Origin of the sequence: Pantoea sp. MBD-2R (assembly GCF_039134845.1) — a bacterium.
In the GTDB taxonomy this organism is placed as follows: domain Bacteria; phylum Pseudomonadota; class Gammaproteobacteria; order Enterobacterales; family Enterobacteriaceae; genus Erwinia.
Map to the genome: position 1 here is coordinate 3121096 of NZ_CP152417.1, position 22880 is coordinate 3143975.

19 protein-coding genes and 3 tRNA genes are annotated in these 22880 nt (G+C 53.1%); 11 read left to right on the forward strand and 11 right to left on the reverse strand.

Going from position 1 to position 22880, the window contains the following annotated elements; translation table 11 throughout:
* Window positions 1–25: 25 nt before the first annotated feature.
* Together AAGQ96_RS14430 and rsuA are read right to left on the reverse strand one after the other, a co-directional pair.
* Window positions 26–1225, reverse strand: coding sequence for a Bcr/CflA family multidrug efflux MFS transporter (locus tag AAGQ96_RS14430; protein WP_147200645.1), 1200 nt, complete (start codon window positions 1223–1225; stop codon window positions 26–28).
* Between the two features lie 18 nt (window positions 1226–1243).
* Window positions 1244–1960 (reverse strand): 16S rRNA pseudouridine(516) synthase RsuA, encoded by a 717-nt coding sequence (gene rsuA / locus AAGQ96_RS14435; RefSeq protein ID WP_147198890.1) that lies wholly within the window; start codon window positions 1958–1960, stop codon window positions 1244–1246.
* 164 nt (window positions 1961–2124) lie between these two features.
* Between rsuA and AAGQ96_RS14440 the strand changes: the two genes are divergently transcribed.
* Window positions 2125–3879 carry a DEAD/DEAH box helicase gene (locus AAGQ96_RS14440; RefSeq protein WP_342753895.1) on the forward strand — a complete coding sequence of 585 codons (1755 nt, stop codon included), beginning with the start codon at window positions 2125–2127 and terminating at the stop codon, window positions 3877–3879.
* A gap of 140 nt (window positions 3880–4019) precedes the next feature.
* Window positions 4020–4304 carry a 50S ribosomal protein L25 gene (gene rplY / locus AAGQ96_RS14445; RefSeq protein WP_147198892.1) on the forward strand — a complete coding sequence of 95 codons (285 nt, stop codon included), beginning with the start codon at window positions 4020–4022 and terminating at the stop codon, window positions 4302–4304.
* A gap of 55 nt (window positions 4305–4359) precedes the next feature.
* Here the strand turns inward: rplY and yejK are convergent, their stop codons facing one another.
* Window positions 4360–5364, reverse strand: a complete 1005-nt coding sequence (gene yejK, locus AAGQ96_RS14450) for a nucleoid-associated protein YejK (protein WP_147198893.1) — start codon at window positions 5362–5364, stop codon at window positions 4360–4362.
* 158 nt (window positions 5365–5522) lie between these two features.
* Between yejK and AAGQ96_RS14455 the strand changes: the two genes are divergently transcribed.
* From AAGQ96_RS14455 to AAGQ96_RS14475, 5 genes are all read left to right on the forward strand, one after another.
* Complete coding sequence (locus AAGQ96_RS14455; RefSeq protein WP_147198894.1) at window positions 5523–5750, forward strand: YejL family protein; 228 nt, start codon at window positions 5523–5525, stop codon at window positions 5748–5750.
* 21 nt (window positions 5751–5771) lie between these two features.
* On the forward strand, window positions 5772–7526 hold the full coding sequence (yejM, locus tag AAGQ96_RS14460; protein WP_147198895.1) for an LPS biosynthesis-modulating metalloenzyme YejM: 1755 nt from the start codon (window positions 5772–5774) through the stop codon (window positions 7524–7526).
* Window positions 7527–7624: 98 nt separating this feature from the next.
* Window positions 7625–7701 (forward strand) — tRNA-Pro (locus AAGQ96_RS14465).
* A 196-nt stretch (window positions 7702–7897) separates the two neighbouring features.
* Window positions 7898–8062: a DUF3289 family protein gene (locus AAGQ96_RS14470; protein WP_342755571.1), complete on the forward strand. Its 165-nt coding sequence runs from the start codon at window positions 7898–7900 to the stop codon at window positions 8060–8062.
* Window positions 8063–8408: 346 nt separating this feature from the next.
* Window positions 8409–9623, forward strand: a complete 1215-nt coding sequence (locus tag AAGQ96_RS14475; protein ID WP_147198917.1) for a sugar transporter — start codon at window positions 8409–8411, stop codon at window positions 9621–9623.
* Window positions 9624–9705: 82 nt separating this feature from the next.
* Here AAGQ96_RS14475 and AAGQ96_RS14480 read toward each other — a convergent pair whose 3' ends face one another.
* Window positions 9706–10779 carry an acyltransferase gene (locus AAGQ96_RS14480; RefSeq protein ID WP_147198918.1) on the reverse strand — a complete coding sequence of 358 codons (1074 nt, stop codon included), beginning with the start codon at window positions 10777–10779 and terminating at the stop codon, window positions 9706–9708.
* A 371-nt stretch (window positions 10780–11150) separates the two neighbouring features.
* Here AAGQ96_RS14480 and AAGQ96_RS14485 point away from each other — a divergent pair.
* From AAGQ96_RS14485 to AAGQ96_RS14500, 4 genes are all read left to right on the forward strand, one after another.
* Window positions 11151–11225, forward strand: a tRNA-Lys gene (locus tag AAGQ96_RS14485).
* Between the two features lies 1 nt (window position 11226).
* Window positions 11227–11300, forward strand: a tRNA-Gly gene (locus AAGQ96_RS14490).
* A 183-nt stretch (window positions 11301–11483) separates the two neighbouring features.
* Window positions 11484–11690: a hypothetical protein gene (locus AAGQ96_RS14495; RefSeq protein ID WP_147198919.1), complete on the forward strand. Its 207-nt coding sequence runs from the start codon at window positions 11484–11486 to the stop codon at window positions 11688–11690.
* A 72-nt stretch (window positions 11691–11762) separates the two neighbouring features.
* The gene (locus tag AAGQ96_RS14500; RefSeq protein WP_342753896.1) at window positions 11763–12536 is read left to right on the forward strand and encodes a 4'-phosphopantetheinyl transferase superfamily protein; all 774 of its coding nucleotides are present in this window, start codon (window positions 11763–11765) and stop codon (window positions 12534–12536) included.
* A 146-nt stretch (window positions 12537–12682) separates the two neighbouring features.
* On the opposite strand, the gene AAGQ96_RS14505 is transcribed toward AAGQ96_RS14500, so the two are convergent.
* The 7 genes from AAGQ96_RS14505 to AAGQ96_RS14535 form a co-directional block, all read right to left on the reverse strand.
* Window positions 12683–14332: a multidrug ABC transporter permease/ATP-binding protein gene (locus tag AAGQ96_RS14505; RefSeq protein ID WP_147198921.1), complete on the reverse strand. Its 1650-nt coding sequence runs from the start codon at window positions 14330–14332 to the stop codon at window positions 12683–12685.
* Between the two features lie 79 nt (window positions 14333–14411).
* Window positions 14412–15056 carry a DNA oxidative demethylase AlkB gene (alkB, locus tag AAGQ96_RS14510; protein ID WP_147198922.1) on the reverse strand — a complete coding sequence of 215 codons (645 nt, stop codon included), beginning with the start codon at window positions 15054–15056 and terminating at the stop codon, window positions 14412–14414.
* 32 nt (window positions 15057–15088) lie between these two features.
* Window positions 15089–16123 (reverse strand): FAD:protein FMN transferase ApbE, encoded by a 1035-nt coding sequence (gene apbE / locus AAGQ96_RS14515; protein ID WP_342753897.1) that lies wholly within the window; start codon window positions 16121–16123, stop codon window positions 15089–15091.
* 351 nt (window positions 16124–16474) lie between these two features.
* On the reverse strand, window positions 16475–17590 hold the full coding sequence (ompC, locus tag AAGQ96_RS14520; protein ID WP_147198924.1) for a porin OmpC: 1116 nt from the start codon (window positions 17588–17590) through the stop codon (window positions 16475–16477).
* Between the two features lie 542 nt (window positions 17591–18132).
* Window positions 18133–19302, reverse strand: coding sequence for an HlyD family efflux transporter periplasmic adaptor subunit (locus AAGQ96_RS14525; protein ID WP_147198925.1), 1170 nt, complete (start codon window positions 19300–19302; stop codon window positions 18133–18135).
* Window positions 19299–21449: a type I secretion system permease/ATPase gene (locus AAGQ96_RS14530; protein ID WP_342753898.1), complete on the reverse strand. Its 2151-nt coding sequence runs from the start codon at window positions 21447–21449 to the stop codon at window positions 19299–19301. The genes AAGQ96_RS14525 and AAGQ96_RS14530 overlap by 4 nt, the downstream gene beginning before the upstream one ends.
* 35 nt (window positions 21450–21484) lie before the next feature.
* The gene (locus AAGQ96_RS14535) at window positions 21485–22840 is read right to left on the reverse strand and encodes a TolC family outer membrane protein (protein WP_342753899.1); all 1356 of its coding nucleotides are present in this window, start codon (window positions 22838–22840) and stop codon (window positions 21485–21487) included.
* Window positions 22841–22880 lie beyond the last annotated feature (40 nt).

Here is a 22880-nt window from a genome sequence, read left to right on the forward strand (position 1 = left end):
TGTTCCTCAGCTTTGGGGAGATAATTTAACGGGTGGCTTTTCTTCGTGGGCGGGTGGCGTAAATAAACAGCAGTACTGACAGCGTGGCACAGACAAAAATCGATCCCACCATGGGCCATGCGCTGGTAAATGTTACGGTGGAAAGCAGTGCGCCAACCAGTGCGCCAACGCCAAAGCGCAGCGTGCCGGCCAGCGATGAGGCCGTTCCCGCCATGTGGGGGAACTCTTCCAGGATGACCGCCATTGCGTTGGAGGAGACCATAGCCACACAGCCGATAAACATCGCTACGCCAAACACCAGCGGTAAAAATCCAAGGTTCAGCGCGCTAACAACCACCAGCCATACGCCCATGGTAAATTGAATCAGCAGCCCTAAACGGAACATCGCCAGCGGGCCAAAGCGCCGCACCGAGCGGCTGTTTATCAGCGTCATCAAAAACAGGAAAACCACGTTAAGCGCAAAGTAGTAACCAAAATCCTGCGGCGAAATGTGATTAAGCTCGATATAAACAAACGGCCCGGCATTGAGAAAAGAGAACAGGCCGGCAAAGGAGAAGCCGCTCGCCAGCATGTAGCTGAACACGCGTTTATGACGAAACAGCGACAGAAAATTCCCAAGCGTGGTTCGCAGATGGAATTTCTGCCGACGGTCGCGCGGCAGCGTCTCTTTGATTTGCGTCACTACCAGCACGGTAGTCACTACCGCAGCCAGTGAAATCGCCCAGAATATGGCATGCCAGCTCCACAGCAGCAGCAGCCAGCCACCGACAATCGGTGCCAACAGCGGGGCAATCGTTGTTACCAGCATGACGAAAGACATCATGCGGGAAAACTCTTCTTTTGAATAACTGTCCCGCATCAGTGCGCTGATTACCACGCTGCCGGCAGCGGCTGACAGTCCATGCAGCAGACGCATAAAAATCAGCTGCTCGATGGTCTGCGACAGCGCACAGGCGGCCGCCGCGACGGCAAAAATCAGCGTGCCCACGGCGATAACCGGCTTGCGACCAAAGCTGTCGGCCAGCGGCCCGTAGAGCAGCTGTCCCAACGCAAAGCCAAGGATGTAGAGATTCAGCGTCATCTGCACGCTGCCTGCCGACACGCCAAACTCGCGAGCAATTTGCGGAAGCGCAGGTAAATACATATCAATCGACAACGGCATCAGCATGGCCAGCAGGCCAAGGATCACCACCAGGCCCAGCGACGAATTTTTATCCTTACGCACCTTCATTGCTCACGTCCTTTATTTTGCTGAACTGCCCGGTACGCCAACGCTGGCGATTTCTTCCGCCGTTAGCGGACGGTATTCACCCGGTTCCAGATCTTCATCCATCACGATATCGCCAATACGCTCGCGATGCAGCGCAACCACATGATTTCCTACCGCCGCAAACATCCGTTTGACCTGATGATAACGTCCTTCGCTAATCGTCAGGCGCACCTGATTCTCGCTGACTACCTCAAGAGTGGCAGGTTTAGTCAGATCTTTTTCATTATGCAGCTGCACGCCCGCTGCGAACTGCTCTGCGGTATCGTCCGCCAGCGGATTTTCCAGCGTCACCAGATAGGTTTTTTCACAATGGTGGCGTGGCGAGGTAATGCGGTGCGACCACTGTCCGTCATCCGTCATCAGCACCAGACCCGTGGTATCAATATCAAGACGTCCTGCCGCGTGCAGCTTGTAAGCGGTCGGCTCTTCAAGGAAATAGAGCACCGTGGGATGATCCGGATCGTCCGTTGAGCAGACGTAGCCCTGCGGTTTATTCAACATAAAATAGCGCGGGCCAAACTGCTGCTGCAGCGGGTTGCCGTCATATTCCACTTCGCTGGTAGGGCTGAGCTTATAAGAGCCTTCGCGCACCACTTCCCCATCAACCGTGACCTTACGCGCTCGCAGCTCACGAGCGGCAATCGCCCGGCTGACTTCCAGTTGCTGAGATAAAAATTTATCAAGTCGCATTCAATCTGCACTGCCTGTTTAGTAGAAAAAATTCGACGTTCTTAAAACGCCTGAAGAGTATATCGGATGGGAGTATATCGGGAGTTCACGCTCAGGCCCAGAGGCGCAGGCGCGCAGACCCGGCTTTCGTGGCATAATGCGGCTTTGCTTCCGGATTTGAAATAATGTCGTTTACTCTGCGTCCTTATCAGCAGGAAGCGGTTGATGCCACCATCGGGTATTTCCGCCGCTCCCACCAGCCTGCCGTCATCGTTCTGCCCACTGGCGCGGGAAAAAGCCTGGTGATTGCCGAACTGGCAAGGCTTGCGCGCGGTCGTGTGCTGGTTCTGGCCCACGTCAAAGAACTGGTGGCGCAGAACCACAGCAAATATCAGGCTTATGGCCTCGAGGCCGATATCTTTGCCGCTGGCCTGCAACGTAAAGAGAGCCGCAGCAAAGTGGTTTTCGGCAGCGTCCAGTCGGTGGCGCGCAATCTGGCTCAGTTTGACAGTGAGTTTACCCTGCTGATTGTTGACGAATGTCACCGCATCAGCGATGCCGATGACAGCCAGTATCAACAGATCCTGACGCATTTACGCCTGCGCAACCCTAAGCTTCGCCTGCTGGGCTTAACCGCAACGCCCTATCGCCTCGGTAAAGGCTGGATCTATCAGTTCCACTATCACGGCATGGTACGTGGCGACGAGCGGGCGCTGTTTCGCGACTGCATCTATGAACTGCCGCTGCGTTATATGATCAAGCATGGATTTCTGGTGCCGCCGGAAAGGCTGGATATGCCAGTGGTGCAGTATGATTTCAGCCGCCTGACGGCGCGGGAAAACGGCCTGTTTAGCGAAGCCGATCTGAATCTGGAGCTGAAACAGCAGCAGCGAATTACGCCGCATATTATTCAGCAGATTGTTGAATTTGCTCAGGACCGAAAAGGCGTAATGATTTTTGCCGCCACGGTTGAGCACGCGAAGGAAGTCCTGGGGCTGCTACCCGGCAGCAAAGCACTGATTACTGCCGATACGCCCGCGGTCGAACGCGATGCGTTAATTGCCGCGTTTAAAGCCCGCGAGTTACTCTATATGGTTAACGTTGCCGTTCTGACCACCGGCTTTGATGCGCCGCATGTGGATTTAATTGCTATTTTGCGGCCAACCGAATCCGTCAGCCTTTACCAACAGATCGTCGGACGCGGCCTGCGGCTCTGTCCCGGTAAAACCGACTGCTTGATTCTGGATTATGCCGGCAATCCACATGATATTTTTACGCCGGAAGTCGGCGCGCCCAAAGGCAAAAGCGATAACAAGCCGGTCCAGGTATTTTGTCCGGCCTGCGGCTTCGCCAATACCTTTTGGGGAAAAACAACGGCTGATGGCACCCTCATTGAGCATTTTGGCCGCCGCTGTCAGGGCGTTTTTGAAGACGATGAGGGCGAACGCGAGCAGTGTGACTACCGTTTCCGCTTTAAAAGCTGCCCACACTGCAACGCCGAGAACGATATCGCTGCCCGCCGCTGTCAGGAGTGCGATGCGGTACTGGTCGATCCTGACGATATGTTAAAAGCCGCGCTCAAGCTGAAAGATGCGCTGGTGCTGCGCTGTGCCGCGATGGTGCTGGAAAGCGGTAAAGATGAAAAGGGTGAATGGCTGAAAGCACGCTATTTCGATGAAGAGGCGACGGAAGTCAGTGAACGTTTCCGCTTAAGCACGCCTGCTCAGCGTAAAGCGTTCGAACAGCTGTTTATGCGGCCTCATCAGCGCGCGCCCGGCGTGCCGCTCGGCTGGCAGAACGCAGCGGATATCGTGGCGCTGCAACCCTTGCTTCGCCATCCCGACTTTGTGGTGGCCCGTAAACAGCGTCATTTCTGGCAGATCCGCGAAAAAATGTTCGATTATCAGGGCCGCTATCGCCGCGCCAACGAGCTGCGTTAAGGGTTGAGTGGTTTAATTCGTTGCCCGTGAAGGCGAACTCAGGCTATAATGCGCCCCGCTTTTGCACATGCAAAAGCTGAACAATCCAACCTGCTGCTGGGTCGCCTGTAGCAGGATAATCACTATAAAGAGACTGAACAATGTTCACTATCAATGCAGAAGAACGTAAAGAGCAGGGTAAGGGTGCGAGCCGCCGCCTGCGTACAGCTAACAAATTCCCAGCCATCATCTATGGCGGTGAAGCAGCAGCTGTTGCCATCGAACTGGACCACGACTACGTGATGAACATGCAGGTTAAGCCTGAGTTCTACACCGAAGTTCTGACTCTGGTTGTTGACGGTAAAGAAACCAAAGTAAAAGTGCAGGCTGTTCAGCGTCACCCGTTCAAGCCAAAACTGCACCACATCGACTTCGTTCGCGCTTAATTGCTCGTCTGAAATCATGTGAAAGAAACGCCGCTTAACGCGGCGTTTTTTTTGGCTATTTTCCGCTGCTGCGGCGCTGTAGCTGGTCACGCAGGTTTGGCGGCGTGCCTTTAATCGTCAGCGTATCGGTGGTCGGATCCCAGAAGATGCGCTCACCTAACAGCAGAGCGTCAAAGTTGATGGTCAGGCCGCCGCCGCTGCCAGCGAATTTGGTTAGCTGACGCAGCGTGCTGCGATCGGCGGGGAAACTCTCTTCCAGTTCGTAACCCTGCTCCTGCGTAAACGCCTGGAAGCTCTTTTCACCCAGCGGGGCCAGCTCTTTCGACAGGCCTTCCAGCTCGATTTCTTCACCGGACTGAAGCTGTTCGTTACAGTAGCTGTAGACCTGCTGACGATAGTTTTGCCGCTCATTTTTATCGAGGCTGGCTTCGGAGCAATAATCGTCAACGGCCTGAAGCAGCCCTTTGTTCTGCGCTTTGGTATCCAGACCGACGCTTGCACCGAGGAAATCCATAAAGAAGTCCGCAACCTTGCGCCCTACTCGCCCACGCAGGAAAGTCAGGTAACGCGTTGACTCGGGGTTGGTTTCCCATTCCGTTAAGTCAATTCGGGCGACGATATCAGCATGGTTGATATCGAGATAGTGCGTGCTGCTGATATCCAGTTCTTCATTGACGCGCATGCTGTTCTGGCTGTTCAGCACGGCAATCAGCAAATATTCCACCGCCAGGTAGCGATAATGTCCGAACAGAACAATGCCGCCGTCGGCAAACGGATATTTCGCTAATTCGTCACGTAAACGCCCGGTCGCTGCACGGCTGAAGGCCAGAAAATCATCCTGCCCCTTGCGGCAATTACGCAGCGCATCGGCCAGTTCGCTCTCTTCATTAAACAGGCCATATGCTTTGCTTTTCGCACTGTAGACGCGATGCAGCTCCTCCATCATCGCCGTGACCGGCCCGTTAGCCGGCAGCAGCGATTCACGCAGCACCAGCTCCAGCGACTGCTCGTCACGTTTGATCATCTGGTGAAGGGCAATCTGGTCGATATCCAGACTCATGGTTGATTCTCCTTTATAACACAGGCGCGTATTCAATCACCGCACGTCGCTGCGATCAACAGGCAACAACATTAACCGTTCCCTCACGATAAAAGTGCAGAAAAAATCGCACTTTTACGGTAAGATGCCGCCCTTTAATACTCAATAAGTTCGACGCTATGCCACAATCATCCCGTTACAGTGACGACCGCGTGGAGAAACTCCTCGCCGAAATGGTCAACGTTCTTGAAAAAGACAAGGCCCCTACCGATCTTTCCCTGATGGTACTGGGAAATATGGTGACCAATTTGATCAACACCAGCGTATCTCCGGCACAGCGCCGCACGCTGGCACGCTCGTTTGCCGAAGCGCTGCAAGCCTCCGTGCATGAAGATAAAGCCCATTAATGTGATAACTCTGATTCTGTTATGGTAAACAACCAGCAGCGCTACCGTGAAAAAGTCTCCCAGATGATTGGCTGGGGGCATTGGTTCGCCCTGTTTAATATTATCTTTGCCTTTATTCTGGGTAGTCGCTACCTGTTTGTCTCCGACTGGCCGGCCTCGCTGGCCGGACGTATTTACGCGTTTACCAGTTGGATAGGCCATTTCAGCTTCATCGTTTTCGCTGCTTATCTGCTGATCGTCTTCCCACTGACTTTTGTGGTGATGTCGCAGCGGCTGCTTCGTTTTCTTTCCGCCATTATTGCTACCACCGGGCTAACGCTGCTGCTGGTTGACAGCGCGGTCTTCGATCGCTTTCATCTGCATCTAAATCCTGTGGTTTGGGAGCTGGTGGTTAACCCCGATCAAAGCGAAATGGCGCGCGACTGGCAGCTGATGTTTATCAGCGTGCCGGCTATTTTCCTGGTGGAAATGCTGTTCGCCACCTGGAGCTGGCAGAAGCTGCGCAGTCTGAACCGGCGCAGCTTCGGTAAACCATTGGCCGTGCTGTTTATCCTGGCCTTTTCCGCCAGCCATATTATGTATATCTGGGCCGATGCTAACTTTTATCGCCCGATTACCATGCAGCGCTCTAACCTGCCGCTCTCTTACCCAATGACCGCAAGGCGCTTTCTTGAGCGTTATGGGCTGCTGGATGCGCAGGAGTATCAGCGCAAACTGGTGCAGCAGGGGAATCCGGAAGCCGTGTCGGTTGCTTATCCGCTTAACGACATTACCTTCCGTGAGCCCGGCCATCACAATTTGTTGATGGTGACCGTTGATGGTTTGAACGAAGACACGCTGGATAAATCGCTGCCGCATCTGGCGCAATTTGCCGATGCCAACGTTAACTTCACCCAGCATTTCAGCGCCGGAAGCCACGCAGACACCGGGTTGTTTGGGCTGTTTTACGGCATTTCTCCCAGCTATATGGACAGCATTCTGGCTTCACGCACCCCTTCAGTACTCATTGATGCGCTGGCAAAACAGGGGTATCAGTTTGGCCTGTTCGCTGCCGATGGCTTTGCTTCCCCTCTTTATCGCCAGGCGCTGCTGAGTGATTTTTCCCTGCCTGCTTCGCAAAATCAGTCGAATTCACAAACGGTTGAGCAGTGGCAGCGTTGGCTGGAAGGCCAGAAAAATAATAGCGCACCGTGGTTCTCCTACCTGTCTCTTTCCGGCATGGATAAGGATAAGGCCGGCGCTACGGCGAAAGAGATTACCCGACGCTATACCCGCACGGCGGCTGATGTGGATACGCAGGTACAAAACGTGCTGGCGACGCTGCAAGAGAAAGGCCTGCTGGAAAACACCGTTGTAGTGATTACCGCCCAGCATGGCGTGGCGCTGGACGGCAATAGCAGCATGGGCGATCGGGCCAATTTACAGGTTCCGTTGGTTGTTCACTGGCCAGGGACACCGGCGCAGCAGATTACTCGTCTTACGGATCATCAGGACATCATGGCTACCCTGATGCAGCGCCTGCTGAATGTAAGAACATCGGTAGCGGACTATTCGCAGGGTGACGATCTCTTTACCCCTCAGCGCAACCGCAACTGGGTTTCCAGCATTAACGACCGTCAGTTAGTGATCACTACGCCCACGGTAACGCTGGCGCTGGATAACAACGGCAGCTATACCGCCTGGGATAGCGCCGGGCATAAGCTGAAAGATCATAAACCTCAGCTGGCCCTGCTGCTTCAGGTGCTGACGGAAGAGAAAAGATTCATCGCTAATTGATCGCCGACAAGTTCAACGGCAAGTTGGTTAAATTGTTAGCAGTCAAGACGTTAGCCGCTTGCATTCAAAGCGAAATTGCGTAGTATTAGCTGACGTGTCGGCACGTAGCGCAGCCTGGTAGCGCACTGTCATGGGGTGTCAGGGGTCGGAGGTTCAAATCCTCTCGTGCCGACCAAAATACAGAGTCTGTCAGTCATGGTCACTGATGGATACCCTACAGAAACCCGCATTCTCACTGAGTTTGCGGGTTTTTTGTTGCCTGTATAAAAATCAGGGCAAACCGGGCGGAATTCTGAATTATCTTTTCTTTGTCGGTGAATATTTACAGCTTGTTCAGGGAGAGTATGATTTCTGACGGTCTGAACAAGCTGATGGATTATCACGCACAAGGAAGCGATACCGTGCCAGCACTAAAATTCCCCTGTACCCTTTTCACGACGCAAAGACGGATGGATGATTACAGCGCCAGCGATATGCTCTGTGGCGATTTATCCGCCTCACAGTTGCTGGCAGCAGTTCAGATTCCTAACAGCTAAGGACTTTAACGAAGACTAAATCACTTCGCTACTTTCTGTGATTAGCGGCTTTTTAATGCCTAAAATTTGCCCCGGGCACGGCACTGCCCTCAACATCCTACACGTAACCCACCAGTAGGGATGACATATCAGCAAACATCATTTGCACCTGCTGCCAAATTTCAGCCTCAACCAGCGGCATCCCCTTATAAATTTATCTAATTGAATTTAATCATTTTTATTGAAATTTAGCCGCAGCTTTACCTTCAAGCTTTGTAAAAAGTGTGATAAGGATCACTTTCGGATTGAATTTTATACGCAGGCTTCTAGAATTACGCGTTTTGTAACGGGAATGGAGCTGAAGCCTATGTCTGACATGAACATCGTCTCGCGTAAAGTCGCATGGTCACGCGTTCTGGCTCTTGCGGTAGCTGCCTTTATTTTTAACACCACCGAATATATGCCGGTCGGTCTGCTGTCAGATATCGGCCACAGCTTTGGCATGGAGTCGGCACAGGCTGGCATCATGCTGACTATCTATGCCTGGATCGTGGCGCTGATGTCGCTGCCGTTGATGCTGATGACCAGCCAGACAGACCGCCGGCTGCTGCTGATTGCGATATTCAGCTTGTTTACCGTAAGCCATGTGCTGGCCTTTTTCGCCTGGAACTTTGATGTGCTGCTGCTCAGCCGCGCTGGCGTTGCGCTTGCTCATGCGTTGTTCTGGTCCATTACCGCATCGCTGGCGGTCAGACTGGCCCCGCCGGGTAAGCGTGCTCAGGCACTGAGCCTGATTGCTACGGCAACGGCTTTGGCCTCCGTACTGGGGCTGCCGCTGGGCAGAATTATTGGCCAGAGCTTCGGCTGGCGCAGTACGTTCCTGCTGATTGGTGCAAGCGCCTTTGTGCTGCTGGGTTTGATTTTAAAAATCATGCCGCGCGTACCGTCAGAACACACTGGCTCACTGAAAAGCCTGCCAGATCTGTTCCGTCGCCCGGCATTGGTGGGTCTGTATGTGCTGGCTGTCACCGTGGTGACTGCACACTTCACAGCGTTCACCTATATTGAACCGTTCGTGCAGAAAGTGGCGGGCTTTAATCAAGATTTCGCTACGCTGCTGCTGTTGATCTTTGGCATGGCGGGCATTACCGGCAGTATTATTTTTGGTAAAAGCGGCGAGAAACGTCTGTCAGGGTTACTGATTGCCTCAATCGCATTGCTGGCACTCTGCCTGATTCTGCTGTCGCCTGTTGCCGCCAGTAAGGCTGGCTTAATCGTTCTCAGCCTGCTGTGGGGCATGGCGTTTATGATGATTGGCATGGGCATGCAGATGAAGGTGCTAACGCTGGCACCCGATGCAACCGACGTGGCGATGGCGATGTTCTCCGGCATTTTTAATATCGGTATTGGTGCAGGCGCGCTGTTAGGTAATAAAGTGAGCCTGGATTTATCGATGTCATCTATCGGTTACATCGGCGCGGTTCCGGCCGTATCAGCGCTGCTGTTGGCAATTGTGGTCTTCCGTAAACGTCGTGGCGAAGAACCACAAAGCGAGACCAACGTGGTTACCGAGATCAAATAAGCCGTCATAAAATAAGAAGCAGCGGTTGATGAATTCAACCGCTGCTTTTTTTATTGCAGCAAGCAAACGCTATGGCAGGCGTTTAAATCTTTCCGCCCTGCACTACCTTGTCCTTTTCACGCATAAAAATCACGCTCTTCAGGATATTCCTGAGGAACGGCTCTGCATATTTAGTGATCAAAAAAGCGATGCAGTAGATCACTGATACCACCAGCACCGGCATAATCAACATGACATAATCATTCTGCACCAGCGCATCAATTTTTCTCAGCGAGGCAATCATCAGGTTTTCATGGATAAGATAAAGTGCATAGCTGGAAAAACCGACCGCAGTGAGCAGCTTTGTGGATAAAAAGCGCTGCACGTGGCTGCTATAGAAGCTAACGGTAAACAGGATTATTGCCAGTACCAGCGGAATGATAACCAGAGGGCCGGTGTTTTTAACGTAGTAAGCAAAGTTAATCAGCACGGCAACGCAGACCAGCGCGTAATGGAACTTTACATCCCGATTGTTCATACGTTCATAAAGCAGACAGCCGATCATAAACCAGGAATAATGGATAAAGCCAAACTTGGCGACAAAATCAGCAATTTCAGGATGCCCCAGGCTTTTAAAAGCCGAAGCGCCTGCCACCAAAAGCATCGGTAACAACAGGGATGGCAGGCAATATTTTCTGCCCGCGGTGAAATAAACTGCGCCGATAACAATATAAAATACCGCTTCAACATACAGTGACCAGAAGGAGCCTTCCAGACCGTTAATATGATAGCCAATAATATATTTCAATATCAGCGGATCGATAAACAGCAGGCCAGGGATCAGGTTTGAAGGCGAAGGGATGCCGCCAGGTCTTTCGGCGAAAAGATGCGCGGTAAAGTAGACCAGTAAGGAAACGATTACCATCGCAGGAAACAGCCTGAGCCAGCGCTTCAACATGAAGTTGACGAAACCTTTGGACTTATCCAGCGTCATAAAAATAACGAACCCGGAGATCATAAAGAACAGCGGGACGCCAAGATAACCAAAGGAGAATAAAGGGAAATTTTTAGTGATGGTAGCGAAGTTGAGCAGTGACGACCAGCGGCTGTAAGCATGAAAACCGATAACCAGCAGAATAGCCAACCCTCGCATGCCATCTAAGTGTTTAATGCGCATGGTATTTAATCCCGGAAAAAAATTTGCAGCACGCAACATAACACTTTACAAAAGCTTTACGGATGAGAGTCGTCTGATTGCGTTCCCCCTGATACCTCCTGTTTTTTAAAAATTGAAAAATCCGTTAATCTTTTGAAATAAAAGACTTTAATATCATTGTTTCCTGTCCTGCCGGCTAATTTCACTAACGTTGAATCTTAATATTTCGTCCTTGTCGTCCATTTTAAGATAAATTCTCCAGGCGTTTTCCTAAGCATAAAAACCGATAAAAGGTCTTTCTACCCAGCGATCCAGCGCTGCCTGCGGTTTTCTCCCAACGAGTTGATATTGCTCAATTCCTGATACCAGCAATATGCTATTTTGTCGCCCGTGGGTCGTTAGCTCAGTTGGTAGAGCAGTGGACTCTTAATCCATCGGTCGCGGGTTCGAATCCCTCACGACCACCATGCGGCCATCGTATAATGGTATTACCTCAGCTTCCCAAGCTGATGACGCGGGTTCGATTCCCGCTGGCCGCTCCAGTTTTTAGCGCTCTGACCGGTTCTTTAACCGCTGAAGCAAATCTGCGTCTCACTCGATAAATGACTGGCCTGTAAAATCTGGCGATAATCTCAAAACCCTGCCCTGAAACAAAAACGTCATATTACTAACATAAGCTCCCGTTACACTTTTGCAGCAAAAACGGTTTACGACAGGTAATCATAATGGCAACAATCAAGGCAAAAAATTATCGGGATGCAGAGGAAATGCTGCAATCCGGCATCAGCAGGGTAGAACTGGCCTATGATATTGACAGTGATGACTTCTTTCGCTTTGCCAGCCACTGGTGCGATCGGGGAGCAAAAATATCACGTGGCAACGAGCATTTTGTCGTGTCGTTAAAAGGTTTTACTATTCCTCCTAACGAGTAAATCATCCTGCTTTGCTATCTTGTGCCTGACCTGCTTAAATCACCGCTTCAGGAGATAAGCAGGTCAGGTCAAGTGAACAACCATTCTTTCCCCAATCTGGTGCCTTGCGCGCTGGATCTACTGCCAGTAGAACCGCTGCCAGCGCCCCACTTTCTTCATACCTTCAACTGCCTGTCACCGGCAGATCATTCGGACGTCATGTTGCTACAGGCCCGCTTCGACCTGACGCAGTTTGATAATGCTTTATTTGCCGCCTGCAAAATTCCCTTTCCCGAGTCGCTGAATAAAGCCGTTAATAAACGCCGCGCGGAGTATCTTGCCAGTCGCCTGTGCGTCAGACACGCTGTGAGTCAGTTGGGCATTGAGGACTTTTTGCTGGCCAATGATTGCGATCGCGCGCCCATCTGGCCGCAAGGCATTACCGGATCGCTTTCACATACTCATCACTGCATCAGTTTGCTGCTGGCTAAAACCACCAGTGGAAAAATACTCGGCGTGGATTGTGAACAGGTGATGAAACACCAAACGGCGCAGGAGATGCAGTCCATGATTGTAACTGCGCAAGAAATGGCGGTGTTGCGATACAGCGGTCTGCCCTTTGCAACAGCGCTGACCGTAGCCTTTTCACTAAAGGAGAGTCTTTATAAGGCACTGTTTCCGCAGTTAAGGCAGTTTATGAATTTTGATGCAGCGGAAATCGTGCGCTGCACGCCCAATGCAGAACAGGTTACTTTACGCCTGACGCACACTTTTGCCGGGGGTTTTACGGCTGGCAGAGCATTCAGCGGACGGGTGCTGGTAGAACAGGATGAGGTGCTGAGCTGGATTATCGACGCGACAACATAAAAAAACCGGCCTGAAAAAATCAGACCGGCCGTGACCATAAGTCAAGACGACGGGAAAGTCCGTGACGGCCTGCTGCCGTCACGATTACCTTACCTTTATTCGTATCTTACTGACCAATAAGACTTTCTGCATTGCTTATGCAGCCTTTAGCTAACCACGCCCGTGTCCGTTTGCTGCACTGCGTCTAGGGTAGCCTGTGCTCTCGCCTCGCCAGTCAGTTCTCTCAGTTGGCCCTCACGCATTTCCAGCAGGCGGTCAGCATGCAGGAAATAGTGATCGTCATGGCTGATAGCAAACACGGTTTTGCCCATCTCTTTCAGCCACGGCAACAGTTCACGATAGAAGATACGGCGGAAATGCGGATCCTGATCGGCCGCCCACTCATCCAGTAAAAGAATGTCTCGCTGTTCGGCCACTGCCAGCAGCAGCGCCAGACGTTTGCTCTGTCCTTTCGACAGTTTCAGATTCAGGACTTTGTTGCCTTCCAGCTTAAGCTTGTCCTGCATCTGTAAACGTTCCAGCCAAAGCTGAACCTTCGCGGGATCGGCAGCATTTCCCTGATTATCGATCAGTCGATCGAACAGATGTAGATCGGTGAAGACGGCCGAGAACAGTTGACGACAGGCAACGATATCGATCGGCTGGCCATCCAGCAGAATCAACCCGGAAACCGGCTGGTAAAGACCGGTCAGCAGCATCGCCAGCGTGGATTTTCCGCTGCCGTTGCCGCCAATCAAAAACACCAGCTCACCCCGACGCAGCGTCATATTGATTGGCCCAACCTCGAACCCGCTTTCGCCATAGTGGAAATGGAGATTACGCAATTCAAGCGTTTGCCATTCTTGCGTCACGACATGTTCGTTAAAGCTCTCCTGGTGCGCCGCCAGCTTAAACTTATGCAGCTTATTGAACGCCACCTGCGCCGTCAGTAAGGTGGGCAAAGCGCCCACGGCGGAAAGCAGCGGCGTGCGCAGGAACAGGAGCGTTAGCGAGTAGGTGGCGGCAATCGCCGTATCTGCCCAACCGAGGCTGTTAGCCATAAAAAACACCAGGCCAATAGCGCCAAGCATCATAATATTTGACCAGTTCACCGCACTCAGGTGAAAGGTATCGGCACGTACGATATGGTGCCGGTAAGCGCGGGCATCTTCCTGATAAACCGTCTCGAAGATCAGCTGCGCGCGCTGCCGGTTCAGCGCCAGCTCTTTGCGCCCTTCGATAATGGTTTGATAATCCGCATACAAGCTGTCTTCAATGTCGCGCAGCTTTGCCATATGGCGGTAAACACGCGAGACCAGCAGCCAGCCGCCCACAATAGTAATCACCAGCCAGATAACCGTTATCAACAGCATACGTGGCGAAAGCCAGGCCAGATAAGCCGCAGAACCGACGGTAAGAATGATCCCCTGAATCAGCTCCGGCAGGCGCACAAAGGCAATAGTGATATTGCGGACGTCGCTGGTCAGCGCTGCCAGCAGCTGGGCACTACCGATTTGCTCAATGCGCTCAACCTGCGTGTCGAGAATGCGTTTAATAAATTCTCCGCGCAGACGATAGACAAAATGATGCCCGAGCAGGGTCAGCGCCAGCTGGGAAGCCAGCGTGATCGCCATCAACAGCAGCAGCAGACCCAGAAATTCCGGCAAAACCAGCAGCGAAGCGTTGAGCGAAGTAATCAGTTCACGATTGATAAAGGCGATAAGGCCAATGCCCAGCGCCGCGCTGAGCAGGCTGAGAAAGATGACCAGCACAAAAGGCCAGCGATACTGGCGGTAAACGACGCGAAGCAACTCCATGACACCATCCCGGTAAAATCAGCAGCCTGCAGTTTAATGAGAAGCCGGACGATATCAATAATAATTCTCATTGGCTTTCTTAACGGAAAGCGCGCCGAAACGTCAGGTTGTAGCGAAAGGCACCGGTAGCGGGATGGATACCAGGCTTGAGCGGAAGAATACCGTGATACCTCAGGCGTGACGGACCGCCCCATACCACGATATCGCCATGTTCGAGTAAAACACGCTGCGTGGCGTCTCCGCGTTCAAATCCGCCGAACTGAAAAACTGCCGGCAGACCCAGCGAGACAGAAACGATCGGCTGCTGAAAATCCTGTTCATCTTTATCCTGATGCAGCGTCAGTTTTGCCCCCGGCTCATAGCGGTTAATCAGGCAGGCATCAGGATTAAAATCAGGAAAGCCCGCCTCGCTGGCGCAGGTTTGTGCCAGCTGGCGAAACGGTGCCGGCATTGAAGGCCAGCGCTGCCCGGTCGTGCTGTCACGCTCGCTGTACTGATAACCTCGCGAATCCGTTGACCAGCCGAAGTCGCCACAGTTGGTCATGGCCACCGACATCCGGTGGCCGCCAGGGGTAATGCGATGATGAAAAGGATTCTCAGCGGCGATCTGCTCCACCAGCGCCAGCAGCGTTTGCGCTTCATCACGCGCGCGCCGCCGCAGGATCACGGCCCCTTCCGCCAGCGGCTCTGCCCACGGCGCTTCTTCACTAAACAAATCCAGCATACCGGCTCCTCACAGGCAGCGTACTGCCCGGTTTAAGGCAGGACAAAAGCGTTAAACTGCGGCGACATCCAGGTCGTAAAGCCATTGCCCTGCCTGATAATCAGATAGACCGCCAGATGCTCACGCAGCGCCAGCGCTTTGGCTTTCTCTTCGCCCAGCACCATCAGCCCGGTATCCCAACCGTCCGCTTCCAGCGCGGTCGTCGCGATAACCGTGGCGGAAACCAGCTTGTGCTGAATGGGTCGTCCGGTTTCCGGGTCGATAATGTGCGAAATTCGTTGGCCATCCAGTTCATAATAGTTGCGATAGCTGCCGGATGTACTGATGCCATGTCCCTGTAAATCTACCCGCGCCTGTACCGCATTCTCTTTATCGGTCGGCTTCTGGATCGCCACTTTCCAGGGGTTGCCCTGCGCGTTTTTCCCACGAGTCAGCACCGCGCCGCCAACAGAAACCAGATAGTTATTGATGCCCTCTTGTTCCATCAGCCGCGCCAGATGATCGGTAGCAAAACCTTCACCGACGGTAGAGAGATCGACATAGAGATCGGGAAGATCTTTTTGCAGATATGCCCCTTCGCTGCGCTGAATCACCCGCAGATGTTGCAGCCCGGTTAACGCCCGAGCGGCATCAATCTGCGCCTGGCTGGGAATACGTATTGGCTGTTTATCTGGCCCAAAGCCCCAAAGATTGACCAGCGGCCCGACGGTGATATCCATTTCCCCACGGGTTTTTTGCCCGATCCGCAGGGAAAGCGTTACGATATCGGCCATATTGTCACTGACCGGCTGCGGCTCGCTGCCACGATAGCGGTTAAAGCGGGAAATAACCGATTCAGGTTTCCATGTAGACAGCTCCCGATCGTCATTATCAAGCCGCTGCTGCACCTGCTTTTGCAGCTTTTCTCTCCGATCGGGCGACACGCCAGCCAGGCTGACCCTCCAGAATGTTCCCATAGTGCGTCCTTCCAGAATCAGCGCTGAGTCCGCATCACGCTGGTGATTATCACAGCCTGAAAGTAAAAAAAGTGCTGCAAGCCCAATACAATAGAGCCAATTCTTTCTCATTTCGAACCTTTTTTTATAGTTAACTGTGGACCTGAATATCAATGAAATCAAAACGATGCGGTATAATCATCCTTGATCTTATGCCGTAAGCAAACCAGGATAATGGCCAGATGGCTGCCTGTGTATGGCGGCTGATTTCAGCGACAAAAGGGGGATCTTAATGATCTATTACCTGATACCTTTCATCTGCCTGGGGCTGATTATCTTTTCAGGCTACAAGCATTACAAGCAATCACATAACAGACAGCTCCATCGTCCACGTCATCGTTAAGTGGGGAGCCGGTAAGGAAGAGGTAACACGCAGGGAACGGCAGAATGAGGGAGCGCAGGCAAGCTGCGCTCCCTTCGTAATTAGAACTGGTAGACCAGACCTAACGCTACGACATCATCAGTGTTGATGCCAGCATCGTCGGTGAAGTTGTTGTCATCCAGCAGGTTGATCTGGTAGTCAACATAGGTAGACATGTTTTTGTTGAAGTAGTAAGTCGCACCAACATCAACATATTTTTTCAGGTTCTGTTTGCCATAGCCCTGGATGTCGGTGCCGCGAGAGCTGACGAAGGCCAGAGAGGGACGCAGACCGAAGTCGAACTGATACTGTGCAACCAGTTCCCAGTTATCGGCTTTATCCGCATAACCGTAAGCCGTTGAGTCATCGGTGCTGCTGGTGCCGAAACGGGTCGCGTTCAGTGAGCGTGTATACATCGCCGCCAGGTAGATGTTGTTCGCGTCATATTTCAGGCCGCCGGTGTAAGCTGTCGCTTTGTCGCCGTTGCCCAGGATGCCGTTGGTGTTGTTGTTCTGATCGTTAGTGCGATCGGAGCTAAACATTGCCGCACCAATACCGAAGCCAGAGCCCAGATCGTAAGTGGTAGACACGCCCCAGCCATCGCCGTTCGCGCCCAGCACATCACGGCCGCCGGTTTCAGTTGCGCTGCTGTTTTTGCCCTGATACTGGACTGCAAAGTTCAGACCATCAACCAGACCAAAGAAGTTGTTGTTACGGTAAGTCGCTACGCCGTTCGCACGCTGGAACATGTAGTTATCTGCGCCGTAGGTATCGCCACCGAATTCTGGCAGGACGTCAGTCCATGCGCCGATGTCGTAAACCACGCCGTAGTTACGGCCGTAATCGAAAGAGCCTGCATCGCCAAATTTCAGGCCTGCAAAGCCAACGCGAGTGTAGCTGTTTGCCGTGCCTTCATTTTCAGTGGTGTTCAGTGCCGCCTGGTATTCCCACTGGCCGTAACCGGTCAGCTGGTCGCTAATCTGGGTTTCACCTTTGAAACCAAAACGTAGGTAGGACTGGTCGCCGTCGGAGCCGTCGTTATCGGAAAAATAGTGCAGACCGTCTACTTTACCAAAGAGGTCAAGTTTATTGCCGTCTTTGTTGTAGATTTCTGCAGCACCTGCAGAACCTGCGATCAGCATCGCCGGGACCATCAGGGAAAGAACGCGAAGTTTCATTTTTATTACCCTCTTGTTATGTGCCTTATTTACCACTGCGTGCTGAACGTCGAAAATTCAGCCGGCAACCACATGTTAGTGTTCACCCAGTAATAATCTATAAAGAAAATGATACTAAATTTCCGAATGTGTTTCATTATGTAAATTAATTATTGCAAATGATTTCAAGAGGGGAACTTTTGAGCAGCACATATAGGTAAAAAATAGCGCACTTAATGTCAATAAATAAGTAAATTATTCATATTCATCAAGTTAGGTAATGTTAGTTAAGTGAGCACTGAATGATAAAAATAAGTCATCATCAGGTTATACAATGACGTCGCTATCATCATTTTATTTCATTATTATCTTCATTCACCCCGAATGTGTTGTTTTACCCTAATTCCCGCCGGACTTCGTGTTCGGCATTTTTTTTATCTGCACTAAAAATGCCTTTCACTTCCCGCTGCGACTGTCTTAATTCCGTCATCAAAAACCACCGAATAATTTATTATCTCTGACAAAGAAAGTCTCGCTAATAAACTATTCAGTGGCGTTATTTCTTACCGTTCGCGCATTGATTCTTTAACTTTATTCAGCGGCTTAATCAGATAATCCATCACCGATTTCTGACCCGTTTTAATTTCCACGTTCGCGACCATGCCCGGCACGATAGGAAACTTACGCCCGGCCTTATTGACCAGCTCCGCTTTCTGAGTGCGCACGTAAACGCGATAGTAATACTGGTCACGTTTGACTTCATCCTGGAGAGTATCGGGCGAGACGGTTTCAACTTCACCGTCCAGATTGCCGTAGATCGATGAGTCGTAGGCGGTGACTTTCACCACGGCTGGCAGGCCAGGTCGAATATAGGCAATATCGCGTGGATTGATACGGGTTTCAATCAGCAGCTGATCTTCCAGCGGAACAATCTCCATCAGCTTGCCTCCCGGTTGCAGAACGCCGCCGACCGTGGTGACCTGGATATCCTTCACAATGCCGCGTACCGGTGAATAAATGGTGGCGCGGGTGAGCTGATCCTCTTTACCGGTCAGTACCTGAAGTTGCGCATCCAGATCGGCATTATTTTTCACCTGTTCTTCGCGCGCTCTTACCGCATAGTCGTTTTTCGCCTCATCAATTTTACCGCGCAGATCGCTTACCTGACGACGCAGCCTGATCACCTCAACCTGTCCGGCAGCGCCTTTCGCCACCAGCGGCTCGGTCATCCGCAGTTCATCCTGTACCAGCTTCATCGACTGGTTGAGGTTACTCACCGTTTCGGTCAAATTGCGTCGACGCGACTGATAGAGCTGGGTTTCCCGGGCGACCAGCTCAGGCTCTTTCAGCGTTTCCGCGCTGAAGGCCAGCGGTGCCCCCGTCAGTTCAGCGCGCAGCCGCTCCGCCGAGGCGCGCAGCGTCCTGGCTTTTGCCGCCGCTTCGCCAAAGTTGGACTGGAACCGCGTGGGATCGAGGCGGGCGATGATTTCCCCTTTGTCGACAATATCGCCCTCATGCACATTCAGCTGATTAACAATACCGCCATCCAGACTTTCAATGACCTGCGCGCGGCTGGACGGCGTAACCTTACCGGTGCCGACGGTTACTTCGTCAAGGATGGCAAAGTGCGCCCAGATAAAGAAAATCACCAGCGCTGCGGTACACAGCCAGATAATGGCCGACGTTTTGCGTTCATTACGTTTCAGGCTGCGATCGACAAGTATCAGGCTCATGCGGCATCTCCTGGTGTTGTGGCCTGTTTGGCCGACTGCGCGGCGGCAGCGTTGAGGATCTCATCCCGCTTGCCGTCGGCAATGATGCGTCCGTTATCCATCACGATGATTCTGTCCACCAGCTTCAGCAGCGCCGGCCGGTGCGTCACCAGCACCAGCGTGCGGCCAGAAAGCCAGCCGTGCATCTGACGGATCACGTGATCCTCCAGCGATTCGTCCATTGAGGCGGTCGGCTCATCCATTAGCACGACCTGAGGCTGACGCAGGATCATCCTGCTGAGCATCACCATCTGCCGCTGCCCGCCGGAAAGACCGCGACCGCCCTCATTGATAATACGATCCAGGCTGGCGGCATCCTGCTGCACCAGGCTGAGCGCCCCGCTGACCCGCAGCGCCTGCAACATCTCCTGTTCGCTGGCATGAGGATTTCCCAGCATCAGATTTTGCCGAAGCGTGCCGAAGAACAGACGCGAATCCTGCGACAGCCAGCCAAGCTGACGACGCAAATCGACCGGATCGATACGACGAATATCCACGCCGTCGACGATCACTTTGCCCTGTGTCGCCGTTGCCTGCCCGGCCAGCATTCTGAGCAGCGTGGATTTCCCCGCCCCCACTTTGCCCAGTATGGCAATGCGCTCGCCCGGTTTGATTTGCAGCTGTCCGATAGTGACCACGTTTTTCACGTTTTCTTCATCGTAGCTGTACTGTACGCCACGCAGATCGTAGTGGCCGGTCAGCGTGGGACAGTGCGCCATTTCGCCCTCCTCCGGCTGATCGAGCGGTTTTTTTAGCAGCTCATCCAGACCGGCCATCGCCGTTTTTGCATGTTGCCAGCGTGAAAACACCATGGTCAGCTGCATAAGCGGCGCGATAGTCCGTGAGGAAAGCAGGCTGCTGGCAACCAGCGTACCGGTGGTGATGTCCCCTTGCAGCACCAGATACACGCCAAACACCAGCATCCCGGCATAGGTCAGCTGCTGCACGGTGGAGGCCCAGCCCGTCAGCCGCGCGCCCCATAACCTTTGCTGCATCCCAACCGTGGCGCTCACCTCATGAGTCTGCTCCCACTGCCGCTGAAAATAGGGTTCCGCCTGCAACGATTTAATGTCTTCAATGCCTTCGATAGTTTCCACCAGCACCGCGTTACGCAGCGCGCCTTCACGCAGCCCTTCTTTCGCCAGTTTCGCCATCGGGATTTGAATAAGCAGGCCCGGGATCACAATTAGCGGAATAGCCAGAATGGGGATCAGCACCAGCGGCCCACCGATAAAGGCCATGATAAACAGGAACAGCAGCACAAAAGGCATATCAGCGGCGGCGCCCACCGTGGTGGAGGTCAGCAGCTCACGCACCTGATCGATTTCACGCAGCTGAGAGATAAAGGAGCCGGTCGATTTTGGTCGTGCTTCGTTGCGAATGTTCATCGCGCGAGCAAACAGCATCGATGACACTTTTAGATCGATGCGTTTCCCCATCAGATCGGAGACCTGGGTACGCATCAGTCGAATCAGATATTCAATGGCCGCTGCAATCAACACGCCAATAAAAAGTACCCAAAGCGTTGGCACTGATTGCGCCGGAATAACGCGGTCGTAAATCTGCATTGAAAAGAGGATCCCGGCCAGCGCCAGCACGTTGCCGACCACTGAGGCAAGGGAAATCTCCATAATCCGACGGCCCATGCCGCGAAAGTTTTCCCAGAACCAGTGCTTTTTATAGGGCTGGACGAATTCGTCGATCCTTGCATCGCGGCCTCGGGCCGCCACGCCAACAATGCCCACCTGTTCCTGGCTTTGTGAAAGCAGCTGTGACAGCTCGCTCTCACGCACCACGTCGCCGCCGTCGCTTAACCAGTAGCGCGCATTGCCTTCGGCATCAATTGTTTCAACCACCACCACGCTGCCGCTTTCCATAATCAGGATCACCGGCGTCACCTCCTGCCGCCAGCGAATTTTATCGCGCGGCGTCATGGTCAGATGCAGCCCGAGCAGCCCGGCGAGTCTTTCCAACTGCTGTGCCGGGGCCAGATGCTCGAACCAGCGCATCTGCTGGCGTAGCGTGGAGCCATCCGCGGGTTTGCCAAATCTTGCCGCCACGCGCAGCATGGCGTCGATCCAGTTTTCGGTGCTAGCGGTCTTGCTCATAAAAAAACCTTATCTTGTAGGGAGTGGCTTGTGCGCTAAAGCGACGGCAGGGTTTGTCCGCTGTTCGCTTCGCGATCGATGCCCATAATGTCCAGCAGGTTATCAACGGCGGCGGCATAGCGAACCGTGGCGTCCCAGCCATCATAAAGTGCAGTCAGGCGGCTGCTGTCTGCCTGAAAAACGTCCTGCTCCACGCTCAACAGATCGTTGAGGCTGCGCTTATTGAGCTTGTATTCATCGGCGTAAACCGAACGCGTATGATCGGCGCTGCTCAGCTGCTGTTCGCCAGCGGCCTGGCGCTGCTGCGAGCCAATCATGTCGGCATACGCGGTAGAGGCGTGCTGATTGATATCCAGTTTGGCCTGTTGAATGGCGGCTTCGGCGGCTTCACGATCGCCTTCAGCCGCGCGGGTTTTTGCATTGACCAGCCCGCCCTGATACAGCGGCGCTTCAACCTGAAGCTGCAACTGGTTATCCCAGTAGGTATTGGTGTTGGCGTTTCCTTCATAACGAGTGCGACCCGCCACCACTTTGAGCGTTGGCCAGTGATTTGACGACGCCTGGCGGACGCGTTCCCTTGCTGCTTCCTGTTTGGACTGGGCGCTGCGCACGGCGGCGCTTTTTTCATAGGCAATGCGATCGAGGGTGATTTGCTGGCCCAGCAGCGATTGCGGTAAATCGGGCAGATCGTTTGAGACCACGCCGGTAAGCACCGTCAGCTGTGCCTGCGCCGAACGCTCCGAAGCGCGATACTGCTCCATGGTGGCGTGCATACCGGCGATACGGGTTTCAGCCTGCAAGACGTCCGATTGTGAACTTAGTCCGGCATCGGCGCGGTCGTGGGCAATGCTCCTGACTCGCTCAAGCGAGGCGACATTGTTGCGCGCCGCTTCCACCAGCGCGCGATAACGCTTTACCTGCAAATAAGCCTGTAGCGTGTCCTGCGCCACGGTGGTCATGGTGTCATAGAGCGCATAGCGATACGCATCGGAAAGTTTATGCTGTTCGTCAATCGCGCCATTGGTGCGGCCAAAGTCCCACAGCAGCTGACTGAGCGTGATGCCGCCGGAGCCTTTATTTTTAACGGTGCCGGAGGAGTAGGTTTGCTGTGAGCTCCCGCCGGAAGCCTGTAATGAAAGTTGCGGATACCAGGCGCTTTGCGCCGCATCCAGATCCGCTTCACCTACGCGGATCTGCGCAGCGGCTTCAGATATTTTCGGATTACGGGCAAAGGCCCGCAGGATCGCATCTCGCAAAGTCAGTGTTGAAATTTGCTCTTCAGTTGGCGCAGCGCGCCAGTTAAACGCCACCTTCTGTTGTTCCGCTGCCAGCGCGCCCGGACCCGTGCTGCATAACGTGGCCAGCCACAGGGATACCCACACTCTCTTCATCTTTACACCACTGTTTGCATCGTTTTCAAAAATGGCGCGG

Excerpts from the sequence above, each read along its gene's own strand:
- AAGQ96_RS14525 (WP_147198925.1), bottom strand. The coding sequence starts at position 19,302 with ATGAGCCTGATACTTGTCGATCGCAGCCTGAAACGTAATGAACGCAAA.
- AAGQ96_RS14495 (WP_147198919.1), top strand. The coding sequence starts at position 11,484 with ATGGCAACAATCAAGGCAAAAAATTATCGGGATGCAGAGGAAATGCTG.
- yejK (WP_147198893.1), bottom strand. The coding sequence starts at position 5,364 with ATGAGTCTGGATATCGACCAGATTGCCCTTCACCAGATGATCAAACGT.
- AAGQ96_RS14440 (WP_342753895.1), top strand. The coding sequence starts at position 2,125 with ATGTCGTTTACTCTGCGTCCTTATCAGCAGGAAGCGGTTGATGCCACC.
- AAGQ96_RS14475 (WP_147198917.1), top strand. The coding sequence starts at position 8,409 with ATGTCTGACATGAACATCGTCTCGCGTAAAGTCGCATGGTCACGCGTT.
- AAGQ96_RS14470 (WP_342755571.1), top strand. The coding sequence starts at position 7,898 with ATGGATTATCACGCACAAGGAAGCGATACCGTGCCAGCACTAAAATTC.
- rplY (WP_147198892.1), top strand. The coding sequence starts at position 4,020 with ATGTTCACTATCAATGCAGAAGAACGTAAAGAGCAGGGTAAGGGTGCG.
- ompC (WP_147198924.1), bottom strand. The coding sequence starts at position 17,590 with ATGAAACTTCGCGTTCTTTCCCTGATGGTCCCGGCGATGCTGATCGCA.
- alkB (WP_147198922.1), bottom strand. The coding sequence starts at position 15,056 with ATGCTGGATTTGTTTAGTGAAGAAGCGCCGTGGGCAGAGCCGCTGGCG.
- AAGQ96_RS14480 (WP_147198918.1), bottom strand. The coding sequence starts at position 10,779 with ATGCGCATTAAACACTTAGATGGCATGCGAGGGTTGGCTATTCTGCTG.
- rsuA (WP_147198890.1), bottom strand. The coding sequence starts at position 1,960 with ATGCGACTTGATAAATTTTTATCTCAGCAACTGGAAGTCAGCCGGGCG.
- apbE (WP_342753897.1), bottom strand. The coding sequence starts at position 16,123 with ATGAGAAAGAATTGGCTCTATTGTATTGGGCTTGCAGCACTTTTTTTA.
- AAGQ96_RS14455 (WP_147198894.1), top strand. The coding sequence starts at position 5,523 with ATGCCACAATCATCCCGTTACAGTGACGACCGCGTGGAGAAACTCCTC.
- AAGQ96_RS14505 (WP_147198921.1), bottom strand. The coding sequence starts at position 14,332 with ATGGAGTTGCTTCGCGTCGTTTACCGCCAGTATCGCTGGCCTTTTGTG.
- AAGQ96_RS14535 (WP_342753899.1), bottom strand. The coding sequence starts at position 22,840 with ATGAAGAGAGTGTGGGTATCCCTGTGGCTGGCCACGTTATGCAGCACG.
- AAGQ96_RS14530 (WP_342753898.1), bottom strand. The coding sequence starts at position 21,449 with ATGAGCAAGACCGCTAGCACCGAAAACTGGATCGACGCCATGCTGCGC.
- yejM (WP_147198895.1), top strand. The coding sequence starts at position 5,772 with ATGGTAAACAACCAGCAGCGCTACCGTGAAAAAGTCTCCCAGATGATT.